The sequence below is a fragment of the Sphingomonas sp. A2-49 genome (assembly GCF_025548555.1).
Taxonomy (GTDB): Bacteria; Pseudomonadota; Alphaproteobacteria; order Sphingomonadales; family Sphingomonadaceae; genus Sphingomonas.
Window position 1 is genome coordinate 22,854 of sequence record NZ_JAJLPA010000008.1, and the last position, 16,281, is coordinate 39,134.

General features: G+C 69.2%; 18 protein-coding genes. 11 read left to right on the forward strand and 7 right to left on the reverse strand.

What is annotated here, in order from left to right:
- The first annotated feature begins 174 nt into the window (after nt 1-174).
- The gene (locus tag LPN01_RS09010) at nt 175-879 is read left to right on the forward strand and encodes a TerC family protein (protein WP_262828148.1); all 705 of its coding nucleotides are present in this window, start codon (nt 175-177) and stop codon (nt 877-879) included.
- Nucleotides 880-948: 69 nt separating this feature from the next.
- On the opposite strand, the gene LPN01_RS09015 is transcribed toward LPN01_RS09010, so the two are convergent.
- A complete protein-coding gene (locus tag LPN01_RS09015; protein WP_262828050.1) occupies nt 949-1,671 on the reverse strand; it encodes a dienelactone hydrolase family protein in 723 nt (240 codons plus the stop codon).
- Between the two features lie 73 nt (nt 1,672-1,744).
- Between LPN01_RS09015 and LPN01_RS09020 the strand changes: the two genes are divergently transcribed.
- Genes LPN01_RS09020 through LPN01_RS09050 form a run of 7 tightly spaced genes read left to right on the forward strand, consistent with a single transcriptional unit; the run spans nt 1,745 to nt 8,189 of the window.
- Complete coding sequence (locus LPN01_RS09020; protein WP_262828149.1) at nt 1,745-1,990, forward strand: DUF6489 family protein; 246 nt, start codon at nt 1,745-1,747, stop codon at nt 1,988-1,990.
- Nucleotides 1,990-3,264 (forward strand): tRNA uridine-5-carboxymethylaminomethyl(34) synthesis GTPase MnmE, encoded by a 1,275-nt coding sequence (gene mnmE, locus LPN01_RS09025; protein ID WP_262828051.1) that lies wholly within the window; start codon nt 1,990-1,992, stop codon nt 3,262-3,264. The genes LPN01_RS09020 and mnmE overlap by 1 nt, the downstream gene beginning before the upstream one ends.
- A 54-nt stretch (nt 3,265-3,318) precedes the next feature.
- On the forward strand, nt 3,319-5,151 hold the full coding sequence (mnmG, locus tag LPN01_RS09030; RefSeq protein ID WP_262828052.1) for a tRNA uridine-5-carboxymethylaminomethyl(34) synthesis enzyme MnmG: 1,833 nt from the start codon (nt 3,319-3,321) through the stop codon (nt 5,149-5,151).
- Nucleotides 5,148-5,762, forward strand: coding sequence for a 16S rRNA (guanine(527)-N(7))-methyltransferase RsmG (gene rsmG, locus LPN01_RS09035; RefSeq protein ID WP_262828053.1), 615 nt, complete (start codon nt 5,148-5,150; stop codon nt 5,760-5,762). The genes mnmG and rsmG overlap by 4 nt, the downstream gene beginning before the upstream one ends.
- On the forward strand, nt 5,759-6,541 hold the full coding sequence (locus LPN01_RS09040) for a ParA family protein (protein ID WP_262828054.1): 783 nt from the start codon (nt 5,759-5,761) through the stop codon (nt 6,539-6,541). Before rsmG ends, LPN01_RS09040 begins: the two co-directional genes overlap by 4 nt.
- The gene (locus LPN01_RS09045; RefSeq protein ID WP_262828055.1) at nt 6,538-7,449 is read left to right on the forward strand and encodes a ParB/RepB/Spo0J family partition protein; all 912 of its coding nucleotides are present in this window, start codon (nt 6,538-6,540) and stop codon (nt 7,447-7,449) included. Before LPN01_RS09040 ends, LPN01_RS09045 begins: the two co-directional genes overlap by 4 nt.
- Nucleotides 7,449-8,189 carry a dienelactone hydrolase family protein gene (locus LPN01_RS09050; RefSeq protein WP_262828056.1) on the forward strand — a complete coding sequence of 247 codons (741 nt, stop codon included), beginning with the start codon at nt 7,449-7,451 and terminating at the stop codon, nt 8,187-8,189. Before LPN01_RS09045 ends, LPN01_RS09050 begins: the two co-directional genes overlap by 1 nt.
- A 27-nt stretch (nt 8,190-8,216) precedes the next feature.
- Here the strand turns inward: LPN01_RS09050 and holA are convergent, their stop codons facing one another.
- The 4 genes from holA to LPN01_RS09070 form a co-directional block, all read right to left on the reverse strand.
- Complete coding sequence (gene holA / locus LPN01_RS09055) at nt 8,217-9,236, reverse strand: DNA polymerase III subunit delta (RefSeq protein WP_262828057.1); 1,020 nt, start codon at nt 9,234-9,236, stop codon at nt 8,217-8,219.
- 22 nt (nt 9,237-9,258) lie between these two features.
- The gene (lptE, locus tag LPN01_RS09060) at nt 9,259-9,762 is read right to left on the reverse strand and encodes an LPS assembly lipoprotein LptE (RefSeq protein ID WP_262828058.1); all 504 of its coding nucleotides are present in this window, start codon (nt 9,760-9,762) and stop codon (nt 9,259-9,261) included.
- Nucleotides 9,759-12,260, reverse strand: coding sequence for a leucine--tRNA ligase (gene leuS, locus LPN01_RS09065; RefSeq protein WP_262828059.1), 2,502 nt, complete (start codon nt 12,258-12,260; stop codon nt 9,759-9,761). Before leuS ends, lptE begins: the two co-directional genes overlap by 4 nt.
- 67 nt (nt 12,261-12,327) lie before the next feature.
- Nucleotides 12,328-12,771, reverse strand: coding sequence for a DUF3576 domain-containing protein (locus LPN01_RS09070; RefSeq protein ID WP_262828060.1), 444 nt, complete (start codon nt 12,769-12,771; stop codon nt 12,328-12,330).
- Nucleotides 12,772-13,048: 277 nt separating this feature from the next.
- Here LPN01_RS09070 and LPN01_RS09075 point away from each other — a divergent pair, with 277 nt between their 5' ends.
- Nucleotides 13,049-13,729 carry a hypothetical protein gene (locus LPN01_RS09075; protein ID WP_262828150.1) on the forward strand — a complete coding sequence of 227 codons (681 nt, stop codon included), beginning with the start codon at nt 13,049-13,051 and terminating at the stop codon, nt 13,727-13,729.
- Here the strand turns inward: LPN01_RS09075 and LPN01_RS09080 are convergent.
- Nucleotides 13,702-14,256, reverse strand: a complete 555-nt coding sequence (locus LPN01_RS09080) for a thiamine phosphate synthase (RefSeq protein ID WP_262828061.1) — start codon at nt 14,254-14,256, stop codon at nt 13,702-13,704. The genes LPN01_RS09075 and LPN01_RS09080 overlap by 28 nt on opposite strands.
- Nucleotides 14,257-14,277: 21 nt before the next feature.
- Between LPN01_RS09080 and LPN01_RS09085 the strand changes: the two genes are divergently transcribed.
- Nucleotides 14,278-14,967, forward strand: coding sequence for a YggS family pyridoxal phosphate-dependent enzyme (locus LPN01_RS09085; RefSeq protein ID WP_262828062.1), 690 nt, complete (start codon nt 14,278-14,280; stop codon nt 14,965-14,967).
- Nucleotides 14,964-15,635: an HAD family hydrolase gene (locus tag LPN01_RS09090; protein WP_262828063.1), complete on the forward strand. Its 672-nt coding sequence runs from the start codon at nt 14,964-14,966 to the stop codon at nt 15,633-15,635. Before LPN01_RS09085 ends, LPN01_RS09090 begins: the two co-directional genes overlap by 4 nt.
- Here the strand turns inward: LPN01_RS09090 and LPN01_RS09095 are convergent.
- On the reverse strand, nt 15,632-16,228 hold the full coding sequence (locus tag LPN01_RS09095) for an ankyrin repeat domain-containing protein (RefSeq protein WP_262828064.1): 597 nt from the start codon (nt 16,226-16,228) through the stop codon (nt 15,632-15,634). The genes LPN01_RS09090 and LPN01_RS09095 overlap by 4 nt on opposite strands.
- Nucleotides 16,229-16,281: the final 53 nt, after the last annotated feature.

Consider the following 16,281-nt stretch of genomic DNA (forward strand, 5'->3'; position numbering starts at 1 on the left):
CGCAAGGCAACCCGTCCGACGACACGGGCTTGCCCGCGTCCGCACTACACCGACACGCGTCGACAGCAATAAAACGTTACACATCATGCAGCGCGCGGGAGCCATGGCTTTCGCGCGCTGCTGCGTTATGCCGATGCGCATCAACCGGGAGTGTGAATCGTGTCCATCATCGCCATGCTGAGCGCGGCCGCCGCCAGCGGGCCGGGATCTCCGGCCGAGATCTGGCAGCATATCGTCAACGACTTTTCGAACATCACCAGCCCGACCGCGCTCGCCGCGTTCGTCCAGGTGCTGATGATCGACATCGTGCTGGCGGGCGACAATGCGATCGTCGTCGGCGCGCTCGCCGCGGGCCTGCCGATCGACCAGCGCAAGAAGGTGATCCTGATCGGTATCATGGCGGCGCTCGTCCTGCGCATCGTCTTCGCGCTCGCGGTCAGCTGGCTGCTCGGCGTGATCGGGCTGATCTTCGCGGGTGGCATCCTGCTGCTGTGGGTCGCGTGGAAGATGTGGCGCGAGCTGCGCGAAACGCAAAATGCCGGATCGGCCGAGGTCGACGGCGACGAGCATTCGGGCCTGCGTCCGGCCAAGAGCTTCGCGGCCGCCGCCTGGGCGGTCGCCGTCGCGGACGTGTCGATGAGCCTCGACAACGTGCTGGCCGTCGCCGGCGCCGCGCGCGACCATCCCGGCATCCTCATCATCGGCCTGCTGCTGTCGGTGGCGCTGATGGGGATCGCGGCGAACCTGATCGCCAAATATATCGAGCGCTATCGCTGGATCGCCTATGTCGGGTTGCTGGTGATCCTCTACGTCGCGGGCAAGATGATCTACGAAGGGGTCGTCGACCCCAGCGTCGGCGTGCTGACGCTGTTCGGATAACGAAAGGGGGGCCACCGGGCCCCCCTTTCTTTTGCAGGACGCCCCGGTCGGCCGGGGCGATGCCGCGGATCAGCCGAGATGGTCGGCGAAGAAGGCGGCGGTGCGGGCATCGGCCTCGCGCGCGGCGGCGTCCGAGCGGCGGTCGCCGAACTCGGTCGCAAAGCCGTGATCCTCGCCCGGATAGTCGTACAGCGTGACCTTGGGGTGATCGTCGAGCCCCGCGTGCATCGCGGCCTGCGCCGCGGGATCGACGAAATGATCGTCCTGCGGAATGTGCAGCAGCACCGGGTGCGCGATCGCATGCTTCTCGCCCAGCAGGCCATCGATCCCGACGCCGTAATAGCCGACAGAGGCATCGACGTCGGTCCGTGCCGCGGTCATGAACGCCAGACGCCCGCCGAGGCAATAGCCGACGACGCCGACCTTGCCGGCGAGACCGGTGCCGCCCTGGCCGTCGGCAAGCAGCGACCGCGCGGTGCGGATCGTCGCTTCGATATCGCGGACGCCGGCATCCTGATTGAACTTGCCCATCAGGCCCAGCGCCTGCTGCATCTGGTCGGGGACGTCGGGATCGAGCTGGATGCCGGGCGCGATCTGCCAGAACAGGTCGGGGGCGAGTGCCAGATAGCCGGCCGCCGCCAGCGCGTCGCACTTGCTGCGGATGCCGGCATTGACGCCGAAAATCTCCTGGATGACGACGATCGCCGCGCGCGGCGTGCCGGCGGGTTCGGCGACGTACACGTCGAAACCGCCGCGGTCGTCCAGTGTCTCGATCTGAATGGTCTTGGTCATGGGGGTCCTCTCGCGCGTTGCGGGCCGCTGGGCTATGCAGCGGGTCACAGGGCTGCTCAAGGGGCGACGCGCGATGAAGGTGACCGTGGATATCGATCTGACGCCCGAGGAGGCGCGCCGCGCGATGGGGCTGCCCGACCTGACGCCGCTGCACGACCGGTACGTCGCATCTTTGCTGGAAACGATGAGCGGGCAGGTGCGTCCCGAATTGCTCGAAAACATGATGAAGAGCTGGGCGCCGATGAGCGAGGCGGGCTTTACGATGTGGCGCCAGATGTTCGAGCAGGCGACCAAGCCGGGCGGCGTTACGAACGGCTGATGGACACGATCTTCGCGCTGTCGAGCGGTACGGCGCCGGCGGGGATCGGCGTGATCCGGATCAGCGGGCCGGGGGCCATCGCTGCGGTCGCGCGACTCGCGGGACCCTTGCCGCCGCCGCGGACCGCGCGGGTGCGGGCGCTGCGGGACGAGGGCGGCGCGCTGCTCGATCGTGCATTGGTGTTGATCTTTCCGGGACCGGCGACCGCCACGGGCGAGGATCTGGCGGAGCTGCATTGTCACGGCGGGCGGGCGGTGCTCGCCGCGGTTTGCGCCGCGCTGGGTCGACAGCGCGGACTGCGCCCGGCGACCGCGGGCGAATTCACGCGCCGGTCGCTGGCGAACGGGCGCATCGACCTGGCCGAGGCGGCGGGGCTCGCCGACCTGCTGTCGGCGGATACCGAACGGCAGCGTGTCGCCGCGCTGTCGGCGGCGGAAGGGCTGGTCAGCCAGCGGGTGCGCGGCTGGCTCGACCGGTTGGCGACGCTCGGCGCGCTGGTCGAGGCGCAACTCGACTTTGCCGACGAGGACGATGTCGATGCGGACGACGTTGCCATGGCGACGGTACGGTCCGGGATCGCCGCGTTGGCGGCGGACCTCGCCACGGTGCTGGCGATGCCGCCGGTCGAGCGGTTGCGCGACGGTGTGCGGGTCGTCCTCGCCGGGCCGCCGAACAGCGGAAAATCGACATTGGTCAATCTGCTGAGCCAGCGCGATCTCGCGATCGTCTCGCCGATCGCGGGGACGACGCGCGACCGGATCGAGGCGACGGTGACGCGCGACGGGCTGGTCTACGTCCTCACCGATACCGCCGGGCTGACCGACAGCGACGATCCGATCGAGCGGATCGGGGTGACGCGCGCGACGGATGCGATCGCGCGCGCGGACGTACTCCTGTGGCTCGGGGATACGCCGCCGCCGCGTGACGACGCGCTGTGGGTAAGGGCGCGTGCCGACGCCACCGGTCGGATCGCGCTCCCCGATGCGGACGTCTCGGTCGCGCAATCCGATGACGCCAGCGTCGCCGCCGTATGGCGGCACATCGCCGCGCGTGCGGAGGCGATGGTCCCGCGCGGCGATGCAATCGCGTTTCGCGACAGCGAGCGGCAGGCATGCAGCGCGGCGCTGGCCGTGCTCGATCCGGACGAACACGATGCCTTGCTGCTCGGCGAGCAATTGCGGCTGGCGACGCGGTCGCTCGCCGTCATTTTGGGGATCGATGCGACGGAGGCGATGCTCGACATGCTGTTCGGCCGGTTCTGCATCGGCAAGTGATGTTCCACGTGGAACAGTTTTGACGGCGACGGCGTCGTGGCATAGGCGCGGCACATGTATGACGTGATCGTCGTCGGCGGGGGCCATGCCGGCACCGAAGCCGCCGCCGCCGCCGCGAGGCGCGGCGCCCGTACCCTTCTCATCAGCCACGACCGTCGCCAGATCGGCGCGATGTCGTGCAATCCCGCCATCGGCGGATTGGGCAAGGGGCATATCGTCCGCGAGGTCGACGCGTTCGATGGACTGATCGGACGTGCAGCGGACGCGGCGGCGATCCACTATCGCATGCTCAATCGCAGCAAGGGCGCTGCGGTGCAGGGGCCGCGTGTCCAGGCCGATCGTGGACGCTATGCCATGGCGATCCAGCGAATGCTCGCGACCTTGCCGACGTTGACGATCGTCGAGGGCGACGTCGACGCGTTGCTACTCGATCATGGCCGCGCGACCGGCGTGGTGCTTGGCGACGGCAGCCGGATCGCGGGACGGACGACGGTGCTCGCCACCGGGACCTTCCTCGGCGGCAGGATGTTTCGTGGCGACGAGCGATACGAGGGCGGGCGCATCGGGGAACGTCCCGCGCGACGGCTGGCGGACCAGCTGCGTGCGCTGTCGCTGCCGCTCGAACGGTTGAAGACGGGAACGCCGCCGCGGATCGACGGTCGTACGATCGACTGGGCGCGGCTCGAGGAGCAGGCGTCGGATGTCGAGGCGTGGACGATGTCGCCGATGACGCCGCGCCGTTTGCTGCCGCAGGTCGCTTGCGCGGTAACGCGGACCAGCGCTGCGACGCATGACGCGATCCGCGCAGGGCTCGATCGGTCGCCGCTGTTCGGCGGCGCGATCGGCGGGCAGGGGCCGCGCTATTGCCCGTCGATCGAGGACAAGGTCCACCGCTTCGGCGATCGCGACGGGCATCAGGTGTTCCTGGAGCCCGAGGGGCTGGAGGATCATGCGGTCTATCCCAACGGACTGTCGACCTCGTTGTCGGCGGACGTGCAGGACGCGATGATCCGCAGCATCGCCGGCCTCGAGCGCGCGCGGATCAGCGTCTACGGCTATGCGGTCGAATACGACTATCTCGACCCGCGCGCGCTCGACGCGACGCTGGCGCTGGGTGCGATCCCCGGCGTCTATTGCGCGGGACAGTTGAACGGCACCACCGGCTATGAGGAAGCGGCGGGGCAGGGGCTGATCGCCGGATTGAACGCGGCGGCCGACGCCTGTGGGTTGACGCCGTGCGTCCTCGATCGCGCGTCGAGCTACATCGGGGTGATGATCGACGATCTGGTGTTGCAGGGCGTCACCGAACCCTATCGCATGCTGACCGCGCGCGCCGAATACCGGCTGTCGTTGCGTGCCGATAACGCCGAAACCCGGCTGGGTGCGATTGCGGAGGCGACCGGCTGTCTCGGCGTCGAACGGCGCGGGCACCAGCAGCGGCGGGGCTCCGAACACCGCCATATCCACGCGGGGCTGGAGCACACGCTGACCGCGTCGCAGGTCAATATGACCGAGGCGAGGGTGGCGCAGGATGGCAGCCGCCGGAGCGCGTATGACTGGCTGCGGATGCCATCGGTGTCGGTAGCGATCGTGGCGCCCGACCTCGTCGATCGCGATCCGGCTATCCTGGCGGAGGTCGTCGAGGATGCCCGCTACGCCCCCTATCTGAAACGACAGGCCGAAGAGGTCGCGCGGATGCGCCGTGACGAGGCAGTGCCGTTGCCGGGGGGAATCGATTTCGCTGCGATACCGGGCCTCTCGAACGAGATGATCGAGCGACTCCGGCTCGCCCGGCCGATGTCGCTGGGCGCGGCGTCGCGCGTCCGTGGCGTGACCCCGGCGGCGGTTTCGGCGATCTATCTATATGCGCAGCGGCGCGCGGCATGACCGAAGACGATGCCCGCGCAATCGTGACCGAACGGTTCGGTAGTGCCAGAACCGACCGTCTTGCCGCCTTTCTCGAATTGGTTGCGGACGAGAACGGACGGCAGAATCTGGTGTCGCCATCGACGCTACCCACGATCTGGGTACGGCACGGGCTCGATTCGGCGCAGCTTTTGTTTCACGTGAAACATAGCGGCCCGTGGCTGGATATCGGGACGGGAGGCGGCTTCCCGGGGCTCGTCATCGGTTTGCTCGGCGATGCGCCCGTCACATTGGTCGAGCCGCGCAAGAAGCGGGCGACGTTCCTTGAGCAATGCGTCGACCGGTTCGGACTGGGCCACGTTGTTGTGGAAGCGCGCAAGGTCGAGTCCGTCACCGGGTCGTTCGCAACGATATCGGCCCGCGCGGTCGCGTCGGTCGAAAAGCTTTTGCCAGCGGCCGAGCATTGCGCCACACCGGCGACGCGCTGGATCCTGCCGCGCGGTCAGCTCGACGATACCTATCTTGCCGTCCTACGCCGCGATCGCAGCAGAGTGTTTCACGTGGAACAAAGTTTGACCGATCCCCAATCCTCGATCCTGATCGTGGACCGCAAGACTGGAACCGGGCGATGACGACAATTGCCGTAGCGAATCAGAAGGGTGGGGTGGGCAAGACCACCAGCGCGATCAACCTCGCCACCGCGATGTCGGCGACGGGCAAGCGCGTCCTGCTGATCGATCTCGATCCTCAGGGCAATGCGTCGACCGGTCTTGGCGTCGGCCATGCGCAGCGCGGGCGGTCGAGTTATCACGTCCTCGTCGGTGAAGCGGACATCGCCGATGCGGTCATCACTACGCGCGTCCCCCGCCTCGACCTCGTGCCCGCGACGCAGGACCTGTCGGGCGCCGAGATCGAGCTGGTCGAATTCGACCATCGCACGCATCGTCTCGATCGCGCGCTGGCGCCGGTCAAGGGTCGATGGGATATCATCCTGATCGACTGCCCGCCGTCGCTCGGACTGCTGACGATCAACGCCATGGTGGCGGCGGACAAGCTGCTGGTGCCGCTGCAATGCGAATTCTTCGCGCTGGAAGGCCTGTCGCAATTGCTGACGACGGTGGAGCGGATCCGCGAACGGTTCAATCCCGGCCTCGCCATCCTCGGCGTCGCGCTGACGATGTACGATCGGCGCAATCGCCTGACCGATCAGGTCGCGGCCGATGTGCGCGCGGTCCTTGGCCGCGTGGTGTTCGAGACGGTGATCCCGCGCAACGTCCGCCTTTCCGAAGCGCCCAGCCATGGCCTGCCCGCGCTGATCTACGATCACCGCTGTTCGGGATCGCAGGCCTATATCGATCTGGCGCGCGAGATGATCGCCCGCCTGCCCCAGGCGACGGCGGTGGCGGCATGAGCGATGCGGGCAAACGCGGCCGTCCCGGAGGCCTGGGGCGTGGCCTGAGCGCGTTGCTGGGCGAGATGGCAGCCGAAGCGCCGGTCGCACCGGGCGCCAACGGGCAGGGACCGACCGGCGTGCGGATGCTGCCGGTCAGCGCGCTGACGCCGCATCCCGATCAGCCTCGGCGACATTTCGACGACGCCCTGCTCGACGAACTGGCCGCGTCGATCGCGTCGCGTGGCCTGATCCAGCCGATCGTCGTCCGGCCGCATGGACACGATTACCAGATCGTCGCCGGTGAACGACGCTGGCGTGCGGCGCAGCGGGCGCGCCTGCACGAGGTCCCCGTCGTCGTCCGGGAATTCGACGACGCGCAGACGCTCGAGATCGCGCTGATCGAGAACATCCAGCGCCAGGATCTCAACGCGATCGAGGAAGCGCAGGCCTATCAACGGCTCGCGGGCGAATATGGCCACACGCAGGAAGCATTGGCCAAGATTGTCCATAAGTCGCGGAGCCATGTTGCCAACCTGTTGAGATTGCTGGAACTTCCAGCGGCCGTCCAGGATCGGGTGACCGATGGGTCCTTGTCGATGGGGCATGCACGCGCGCTGTTGGGATCGCGCGATGTCGAGGCGCTGGCCGAGCAGGTCGTGCAGCGTGGCCTGTCGGTGCGGGAAACCGAAAAGCTCGCCAAGGGCGCAAAGCCGGCGCGGGCAGGGGCCGCGCGCGATCGCGGCCATGCCTATGCGCCGGCACCGGATGCCGACATCGCCGCGCTCGAACGGCAGCTGTCCGACCTGCTGGGACTCCACGTCCGCGTCGCGCATGGCGACAAGGGGGGCGGCACCCTGACGCTGACCTATTCGACGCTCGACCAGCTCGACATGGTCTGCCAGCGGCTGACCGGCGATACGATCTGATGATCCTGCGGTCGGACGCGTTCGACGACCTGCCGACGGCCACCGGCGCTATGCGGGTACACTGGTTCCGGCCGGTGGCGGACGGGCGCTACCCCGGGCTGGTGCTCTATTCCGAAATCTATCAGGTCACGGCACCGATCCGGCGGCTCGCCGCCTTCCTCGCCGGGCACGGCTATGTCGTGGCCGTACCGGAAGTGTATCACGAGTTCGAGGCACCGGGGACGGTGCTCGCCTATGACCCGGCCGGGACCGACCGGGGCAACGCGCTGAAGATCACCAAGCCCGTCGCGGCGTTCGATGCGGATGCCGTCCAGGTGCTGGGCGCGCTGGCGGCGCATCCGGCGTGCTGCGGTCGGCTGGGCACGATCGGCGTCTGTCTGGGCGGGCATCTTGCCTATCGTGCCGCGCTCGATCCGCGGGTCATGGCGGCGGCGTTCTTCTACCCCACCGATATCCATTCGGGGACGCTCGGCGCGGGGCGGGCCGACGATTCGCTGGCGCGGATTGCGGAGCTGCGCGCGGAAACGCTGTTCGTCTTCGGACGACAGGATCCGCACGTGCCGTTCGCAGGGCGCGAGGCGATCCGACGACGTCTGGAGGCGGTGGGCGCGAGCTATGCGTGGCATGAGGTGAACGCCCAGCATGCGTTCCTGCGCGACGAGGGACCGCGGTACGATCCCGCCCTGTTCGTCGCCGCGACGGGCTGGGCGCTCGCGCTGTTCGACCGCGTCCTCCGGTAGCGCGCGGCACGGCCGCGATCCCGCCGGTCAGCCGCGTCGCTCGACGCCCCGTGTCAGCTCGGTAAGCGCATGGTTCGCCAGCACGCTGCCGGCATTGCCGCTGGCCATCACCGCACGCTCGGCGTGGCGAACCCGCGTCAGCGCGGTGGACAGCATCGCCGGGGTCCAGCGACGCAGTGCCTGGGCAGTGCTCGCCTCCTCGCGAAAGAACACGCGGTGGCGTTTGAAGACGGTGTCCTGCGTCGCGCCCGCGTCGATCTCCGCCTTCATCTCCGCAAGCGTCATCAGCCGCCGGGCGAGCAGCCGCAGCCAGGGGATGGGCGACGTGCCGGCATCGCCGAGCCGCGCCAGCTCGGCGCCAAGGATCGCGGTGTGCCCGGTCACGACGGCATCGACGACGCGCGTCATCTCCGCTTCGCCCAGATCGGCACCGACCGCGTCGAGTGCGTCGTCGTCGAGGTCGTGCGGCCGCTCCGGCGCGGCGTCGAGGAACAGCGCCAGCTTCTCGATCTCGCGCGCGAGCACGGCGCGATCGCCGCCGCACGTCGCCGCCAGCCGCGCCGCGGCGGTGTTGCTCGGTCGCAACCCGTGCTCGCGGGCCATCGTCGCGGCGATCCGTTCGAAGTCGGCGGCGCTCGGTTCGTAGGCGGCGAACGCCATCGCCCGGCGCGAATCGATCGCGAGCTTGACGATCTTCGCGGTCGATTTGACCGTCGGTGCCAGTGCGACGACCGGATTGCCCGCGTGATCGGCGGCGAGCAGCGTCGTGAACGCGTCCAGGCATTCCTCCCCTGCGGGCGAAACGCGGATATGCCGCGCGCCCCCGAACAGCGACAGCGAGGCGGCCTCGTCGGCCAGGCGCGCGGGGTCGCCGCGAAGCGTCGCGCCGTCCAGGTCGACGCGCTCGGCGTCCGGGCCCATCGCCTTCGCCAGCACGTGCGCCAGCTCCTGCGCCGCCGATCCGTCGGGGCCGTGGAGCAGGTACAGGCGGATATCGGGCGAGGGCTGTTCGAGCGCGGACCGGATGTCGCGCGCATTGGCCTTCACGGCCCGGGCTCCCGCACCGGGATCATCGTGCCGGGCGGCGCTGCGCGTAGAGCGCGACGCGGGCGACGATCTGGTCGGCGACGATGCCGGCGAGCCGTTCCAGCGCGGTATTCTCCGCCGCGATCGTCGCATATTCGGACTGGACGACGTCGATGCCGGCATCCGACCCGGCGGTCGCATCGATCAATACGCTGCCGTCGGCAAGGTTCACCAGCTGGAACCGTGCGCGCAGGGTGCGGCGTTCGCGCGTCACGCTGTCGTCGCGCCGCACGCCGAAGCCGGCGATCCTGTCGTCGAGCCGGACGTCGAGGCGGTAGCGCGGGGCGCCCGATGCGGCCAGGCGGTCGCGCAGCGCATTGGTCATCAGCCATCCCGACTTGCCGTCGATCGGCGCGACCTCGACATCGGCGAGCGTCGTCGCGACGGCGCCGCCGGCGCCCCCGCCGTAGAGCGGCTTGAGGCCGCAGCCCGACGCCAGCAGCGCAAGCGGTGCCAGCATCAGCAGGCGTGGCGCGAGCCGGCTCATGCGACGATGTTCACGAGGCGTCCGGGCACGACGATCACCTTCTTCGGGGCCTTGCCATCGAGGATACGCGCGATCTTGTCCGATGCCAGCGCCATCGCCTCCAGCTCGTCGCGCGCGATGTCCTTCGCGACGGTCAGCGTATCGCGCAGCTTGCCGTTGACCTGCACCGCGATCGTCACCTCGTCCTCGACCAGCAGCGCCGGATCGACCGCCGGCCAGGCCGCGTCCGCGATCAGGCCGGCGAAGCCATGCTGCGACCACGCCTCCTCGGCGACGTGCGGGACCATCGGCGCAACGAGGCGCATCAGCGTCACGACCGCATCGTCGCGCGACCGCGACGGTCCCGCCCGCTCGATCGCGGTGCACAATTCGTAGATCTTCGCGACCGCCTTGTTGAAGGCGAGCGCCTCGATATCCTGCTCGACGCCGCGGATGGTCTGGTGGAGCTTGCGGTCGAGCGCGGCATCCGCCGCGTCGCCACCGGCGGCGGCGCCGTCGAGGTCGAACAGCCGCCACAATCGCTGGACGAAGCGCCACGCGCCCTCGATCCCCGATTCGCTCCACGGCAGGTCGCGCTCGGGTGGCGAATCGGACAGCATGAACCAGCGGGTGGCGTCCGCGCCGTAACGGTCGACGATCGGTTCGGGGTCGACGGTGTTCTTCTTCGACTTCGACATCTTTTCGATGCGACCGACGGTGACCGGGTTGCCGGTGGCGATCTCCACGCCGTCGCGGACATCGTCGGGCGACAGCCAGCGGTTGTCGGCGGATCTGTACGTCTCGTGCGTCACCATGCCCTGCGTGAACAGGCCGGTGAACGGCTCGGCGACGTCTAGCTGGCCCATGTGCCTCAGCGCGCGCGTCCAGAAGCGGGCGTAGAGCAGGTGCAGGATCGCATGCTCGACCCCGCCGATATACTGGCCGACCGGCAGCCAGCGCTCGACGACCGCGCGGTCGAACGGCCGGTCCTGCGGCTGGCTGGCGAAGCGGATGAAATACCAGCTCGAATCGGCGAAGGTGTCGAGCGTGTCGGTTTCGCGCACCGCGGGCTTGCCACAGGCGGGACAGGCGACGTGCTTCCACGTCGGATGGCGATCGAGCGGGTTGCCGGGGATCGCGAAGGACACGTCCTCGGGCAATACGACGGGCAGCTGGTCCTTGGGGACCGGCTGGACGCCGCAGGCCTCGCAATGGATGACGGGGATCGGCGTGCCCCAGTACCGCTGGCGGCTGACGCCCCAGTCGCGCAGGCGGAACACGGTCGATCCCTTGCCCCAGCCGCCGGCCTCGGCGCGGGCGATGACGGCGCGCTTGGCGTCCTCCACGTCGAGCCCGTCGAGGAAGTGCGAATTCACCAGCGCGCCCGGGCCGGTATAGGCGTCGGTGCCCGCGAAGACGGGATCGATCGCCTCGCCGTCGGCGACGACCCGGCGGACCTCGAGGCCGTATTTCCGCGCGAAATCGAGGTCGCGCTGGTCGTGCGCGGGCACGCCCATGACGGCGCCGGTGCCATAGTCCATCAGCACGAAATTGGCGATGTAGACGGGCAGGCGGCGTTCGGGGTCGAACGGGTGTGCGGCGGTCAGGCCGGTGTCGAAGCCCAGCTTTTCCTGCGTTTCCAGCTCGGCAGCGGTGGTGCCGCCCTGCTTGCAGCGTTCGATGAACGCCGCGACCCCGGGCCGGTCGGCGATGCCTTGCGCGATCGGGTGATCGGCGGCGACCGCGACGAAGCTCGCCCCGAAGATCGTGTCCGGCCGCGTCGAGAAGACCTCGACCATGCCGCCGTCCGATACGGCGAAGCCGAAGGTCAGCCCCTGGCTCTTGCCGATCCAGTTTTCCTGCATCAGCTTGACCTTGTCGGGCCAGTGTTCGAGGCGGCCCAGCCCCTCGATCAGTTCGTCGGCGAAGTCGGTGATCTTCAGGAACCATTGCGACAGCTTGCGCTTCTCGACCAGTGCGCCCGATCGCCAGCCACGGCCGTCGATCACCTGTTCGTTGGCGAGCACGGTCATGTCGACCGGGTCCCAGTTGACCGCCGATTCCTTGCGATAGACGAGGCCCGCGGCGAGCATGTCGAGGAACAGCGCCTGTTCGTGGCCGTAATAATCGGGTTCGCACGTCGCCAGTTCGCGCGACCAGTCGAGCGCGAAGCCGAGCCGCTTCAGCTGCGCCTTCATCGTCTGGATATTGGCGCGGGTCCAAGTGCCGGGATGGACCTGCTTTTCCATCGCCGCATTCTCGGCCGGCATGCCGAACGCGTCCCAGCCCATCGGGTGGAGCACCTCATAGCCGCGCATCCGCCGGAACCGCGCGAGCACGTCGCCCATCGTATAGTTGCGGACGTGCCCCATGTGGATGCGCCCCGAGGGATAGGGGAACATCTCGAGCACGTAGCTGTGCGGTTTGCCGCTGTCGTCGCGGGCCGCGAAGGTCTGGCGATCGTCCCAGACCTTCTGCCATGCGGCATCGGCCGTCAGCGCGTTGAAACGCGTTACCATTCTCGTATTCCGTTCGAAATGCGGCGCGGCCCGGCATCCGGCGATGGCGTGCGGCGCCGCACCGGCATCAGCCGGCGATAGAGGCGCGGCGCAGGTCGCGGGCGCGGGTGAGGATGACGTCCTCGAGCTTCTGCGTCGTGGCGGCGGCGACGGGGGCGGAAACCCACTGGCCACCGCGGTTCACCTCGCGCAGCGTCGCGACGCGGACCGCGTCGGCGCGCAGGTCCTGGTCCAGGATCGACACGGTGACCTTCATCCGCTCGGTCGGGACCTGCGGATTGACGTACCAGTCGGTGACGATGACGCCGCCGTTCGAATCGGTCTGGAGCAGCGGCATGAACGACAGCGTGTCGAGGCTGGCGCGCCACAGATAGGCGTTGACGCCGATCGTCGTGACCTTCGACGCGGCGAGGTCGGTCTTGGCGACGGCATTGCCGCCGCGGCCACCGCATGCGGCAAGCGGCAGGGCGATGACGGCGACCATGAGGGCGGTGCGCAACGAGCGGATCATGGGCGAAACTGTCCTGCGATAAAAAGGGCGCCTTCGCTCTATAGATGCGGCGGTGCACCCGCAAGCGACGCTTGGACGGCCCCGAATCGGCGATTGCCTCGGCGGTAGCGGTCCCAAAACCTGTGTGCCGATTGCAACAGTCAGACAAAATGATGCACCGGGCAGCAAAGCTTCCATATTGGCGCGGCCCGGAATCGTGTTAGGCGCGTTGCAGCGGGTCTAAAGGGGACTGCAAGTGTTCGTGAAGCGTGCCGATCGGCGTGCGATGGCTGGAGTGATGGCGGGGGCATTGGTTGCCGCCGGCGTCCTCGTCGCGCCCGCCTTCGGGGCCAGCGAACGCGCCCAGCCCGCCCGGCGGACGACACCGGTGCGCTTCGCCGGTTCCTTCACCCCCGCCGCTGCCGATCCCCGCCTTGCTGCGGCGATCGCGCGTGGCGGCCTCGACGACGCCGAATTCCGCTTCACGCCGGCAGAGGCGCGACTCGACAAGCGCGCGGTGACCGTCGCGGTCCGCGCCCGGTCGAACCGCGCCGCGCTCGTCGACAACGTCCGCTCGGGCGTGGTGCAGGCGCCGACGGTCGGGATCCAGCCGATCGCGTACAATCTGGGCGTGTCGCTCGGGTGGAAGCGGTTCGCCGTCTCCGGCGCGGTCAACCGCATCGACCTGGGGCCGATCCCGGGCAGCCGCGAATCGACCGATGTCGCGGTCACCTATCGCGCCGGCCGTGCGAGCAGCCGCGTGATCGCGGTCGCCGATCGGCCGATCGAAACGGCACCCAAGCTGACGCAGGAAATGGCGAGCTATTCGGTCGACGTCAGCAGTTCCTACTCGCTGACCCGCAATCTCGATGTGACCGCGGGCATGCGCTATCGCTCGGATCGCGAACGGCTTATGCGGCTCGACGACGACCGGCGCGACAGCCAGTCGGTCTATGTAGGCACCGCCTTCCGCTTCTGATCCGACGGGCGTCGCTGCGTCAGCCCGTCGATCGCCGCCCAGCCGTCGAACCCGAGATCGCGTGACGCGAGCCACCGTGCGGCGGTCATCCCGCCCAGCGCGACCCGGTTCGCCGCCAGCCCCCTCGCGATCGTCGACGCGCGGCGCAGCCCCAGCGGCGCCGCGCCGGGATGCGATCGCGTCGCATGGACCGGCGACACGAACAGCCACGCCGCACCGGCCCGGACGCCGGCGATGGCCTGACGCCGGTCGTGCGCGGCATAAGTCAGCGCGCGGGGGCCGCTGTGCGATGGCGCGCCCGGCAACGCACCGGCGGCGCTGATCCGCAACCGCCGGGCGTGGGCGATCCGGCGGATGCGCAGGACCAGCCGGTGCCGCTCGACGGCCGACAGGTGATGATGGCGGACCACCACCCCCGCGCCCGGCGGCAGCCGGCGGAGCGTCGCGAACAGCACCGCGTCGATGCGCGCGTCGGTCATCAGCCAGGCGTGGCGGCGCGGATCGCAATTGCGGTTCAGATTGGCCACCGCATCGCTATAGCGGCGCGCATGACCGCTGCCACTCCCTCTGCCGCCCGGACGCCGCTCGACACGATCGTCGCCGGCATCGCGCATGCGGCGCGACTCGCCGGACGCGAGGCCGCCGACGTGACGCTGATCGCCGTGTCCAAGACCCATCCGGCGGAGGCGATCCGGCCGCTGCTCGACGCCGGGCACCGCGTCTTCGGTGAAAATCGCGTGCAGGAGGCGGAGGCGAAATGGCCCGCGCTGCGGACCGACTATCCCGGCGTGGCGCTCCACCTGATCGGCCAGTTGCAGTCCAACAAGGCGGACGATGCGGTGGCGCTGTTCGACGCCATCCATGCGGTCGACCGCCCGTCGCTGGTCGACGCGCTGGGCAAGGCGATGGCGCGGACCGGGCGGCGGCCGGACTGTTTCGTCCAGGTCAACATCGGCGCGGAGGAGCAGAAGGGTGGCTGTGGGATCGCCGACGTTCCCGCCCTGATCGCGCGGGCACGCGCCGCCGGCCTGCCCGTCGCCGGGCTGATGTGCATCCCCCCCGCCGACGTCGAACCCGCCCCCTATTTCGCGCTGCTCGCCAAGCTGGCGCGCGAGGCCGGGCTGCCGGCGCTCAGCATGGGGATGTCGTCGGATTACGAGACCGCGGTGACGCTCGGCGCCACCCACGTCCGGGTCGGCAGCGCGCTGTTCGGCGCGCGCGGGAGCGCGGCGGCATGACCGTCGCGGGATTGCTGTTCGACTTCGACGGCGTGCTGATCGAAAGCGAATATGCCGGCAACCGCCAGATCGCCGAATGGCTGACCGCGGCGGGGCATCCGACCACGCCCGAGGATTCGATGGCGAATTTCATGGGGCTCGCCGGCAAGGACTTCCGCGCCGCGATCGAACGCTGGATCGGCGGGCCGTTGCCCGCCAGCTTCGAGGCGGCGCGCGAGGCGGAGGATGCGCGCGCGATGGCGGCGGGGATCGACGCGGTCGCGGGCGCGGTGGCGTTCGTCCGCGCTCTGCCCGCCGACCTGCCGCGCGCGGTGGTATCGTCCAGCCCGACGCGCTGGATCCGCCGCCACCTGGACCATATCGGCCTGTCCGATGCGTTCGGCGACCATGTCTACAGCGGGCGCGAACATGTCGCCAACGGCAAGCCCGCCCCGGACCTGTACTGGCATGGCGCGCAGGCGATCGGCGTCGCCATCGCCGATTGCGCGATCATCGAGGATTCGCCGGTGGGCGCGACCGGCGCAGTGGCGTCGGGGGGCTATGTCATCGGGCTGTGCGCGGGCACGCATTGCGGCATCGGCCACGACGCCCGGTTGCACGCGCTGGGGGTCGATGCGGTCGCGTCGGACTTTGCCGAGGTCGCGCGTCTGGTCGGGCTGGCGCGCTAGAGCTTGGGTCCCGCCACCTGCGCGCGCACCTTCTTGGGGGTGTCCTTGAACAGGGCGACCATCGCCGGGTTGCGCGAATCGCGCAGCGCATAGGCGCGGGCCGACAGGCCGGCCATGTTGTCGGTCTGGTCGGGATCGGCGCCCTTGGCCAGCAGGGTGCGCGCGATCGCTTCGTTGCGCGCGTTGACCGCGAGGATCAGCGCGCTCTGCCCCGACGAATTGGCGAGGTTTGGATTGGCCTTGTAGGTCAGCAGCAGGTCGACGAGGTCGTCGCGCCCCGCCAGCGCCGCGAGCATCAGCGGCGTGTTGCCCTTCGAATCGCGGATGTTGGGATCGGCTTTGTGCTGGAGCAGATACTGCATGTACAGGCTGCCCGAATGGCCGGTCAGGATGTGGAGCGCGCCCTTGCCGGTCGTCACCGCCTTGGTGTTGATGATCGTGCTGCCCGGCGTCTCAATCATCGTGGTGACGACCTTGCCGTCCTCCTTCTCGATCGCCGACAGGAACTTGTAGCTTTCCGACTGCTGCTGCGCGGCGGCGGGTACCGCGGCCGCAGCCATGACGAGGGCGATCGGGAGGTACGGGCGGATCATGGACGGTTCCCTGAAGACGAGAGCTTGCGGGGCCGGCGGTAACAGATCACAGC

What these genes read in the sequence shown, in the direction of transcription:
- LPN01_RS09010 (WP_262828148.1), top strand. Translation starts at nt 175, where the DNA reads ATGCTGAGCGCGGCCGCCGCCAGCGGGCCGGGATCTCCGGCCGAGATC.
- LPN01_RS09015 (WP_262828050.1), bottom strand. Translation starts at nt 1,671, where the DNA reads ATGACCAAGACCATTCAGATCGAGACACTGGACGACCGCGGCGGTTTC.
- LPN01_RS09020 (WP_262828149.1), top strand. Translation starts at nt 1,745, where the DNA reads ATGAAGGTGACCGTGGATATCGATCTGACGCCCGAGGAGGCGCGCCGC.
- mnmE (WP_262828051.1), top strand. Translation starts at nt 1,990, where the DNA reads ATGGACACGATCTTCGCGCTGTCGAGCGGTACGGCGCCGGCGGGGATC.
- mnmG (WP_262828052.1), top strand. Translation starts at nt 3,319, where the DNA reads ATGTATGACGTGATCGTCGTCGGCGGGGGCCATGCCGGCACCGAAGCC.
- rsmG (WP_262828053.1), top strand. Translation starts at nt 5,148, where the DNA reads ATGACCGAAGACGATGCCCGCGCAATCGTGACCGAACGGTTCGGTAGT.
- LPN01_RS09040 (WP_262828054.1), top strand. Translation starts at nt 5,759, where the DNA reads ATGACGACAATTGCCGTAGCGAATCAGAAGGGTGGGGTGGGCAAGACC.
- LPN01_RS09045 (WP_262828055.1), top strand. Translation starts at nt 6,538, where the DNA reads ATGAGCGATGCGGGCAAACGCGGCCGTCCCGGAGGCCTGGGGCGTGGC.
- LPN01_RS09050 (WP_262828056.1), top strand. Translation starts at nt 7,449, where the DNA reads ATGATCCTGCGGTCGGACGCGTTCGACGACCTGCCGACGGCCACCGGC.
- lptE (WP_262828058.1), bottom strand. Translation starts at nt 9,762, where the DNA reads ATGAGCCGGCTCGCGCCACGCCTGCTGATGCTGGCACCGCTTGCGCTG.
- leuS (WP_262828059.1), bottom strand. Translation starts at nt 12,260, where the DNA reads ATGGTAACGCGTTTCAACGCGCTGACGGCCGATGCCGCATGGCAGAAG.
- LPN01_RS09070 (WP_262828060.1), bottom strand. Translation starts at nt 12,771, where the DNA reads ATGATCCGCTCGTTGCGCACCGCCCTCATGGTCGCCGTCATCGCCCTG.
- LPN01_RS09075 (WP_262828150.1), top strand. Translation starts at nt 13,049, where the DNA reads ATGGCGGGGGCATTGGTTGCCGCCGGCGTCCTCGTCGCGCCCGCCTTC.
- LPN01_RS09085 (WP_262828062.1), top strand. Translation starts at nt 14,278, where the DNA reads ATGACCGCTGCCACTCCCTCTGCCGCCCGGACGCCGCTCGACACGATC.
- LPN01_RS09090 (WP_262828063.1), top strand. Translation starts at nt 14,964, where the DNA reads ATGACCGTCGCGGGATTGCTGTTCGACTTCGACGGCGTGCTGATCGAA.
- LPN01_RS09095 (WP_262828064.1), bottom strand. Translation starts at nt 16,228, where the DNA reads ATGATCCGCCCGTACCTCCCGATCGCCCTCGTCATGGCTGCGGCCGCG.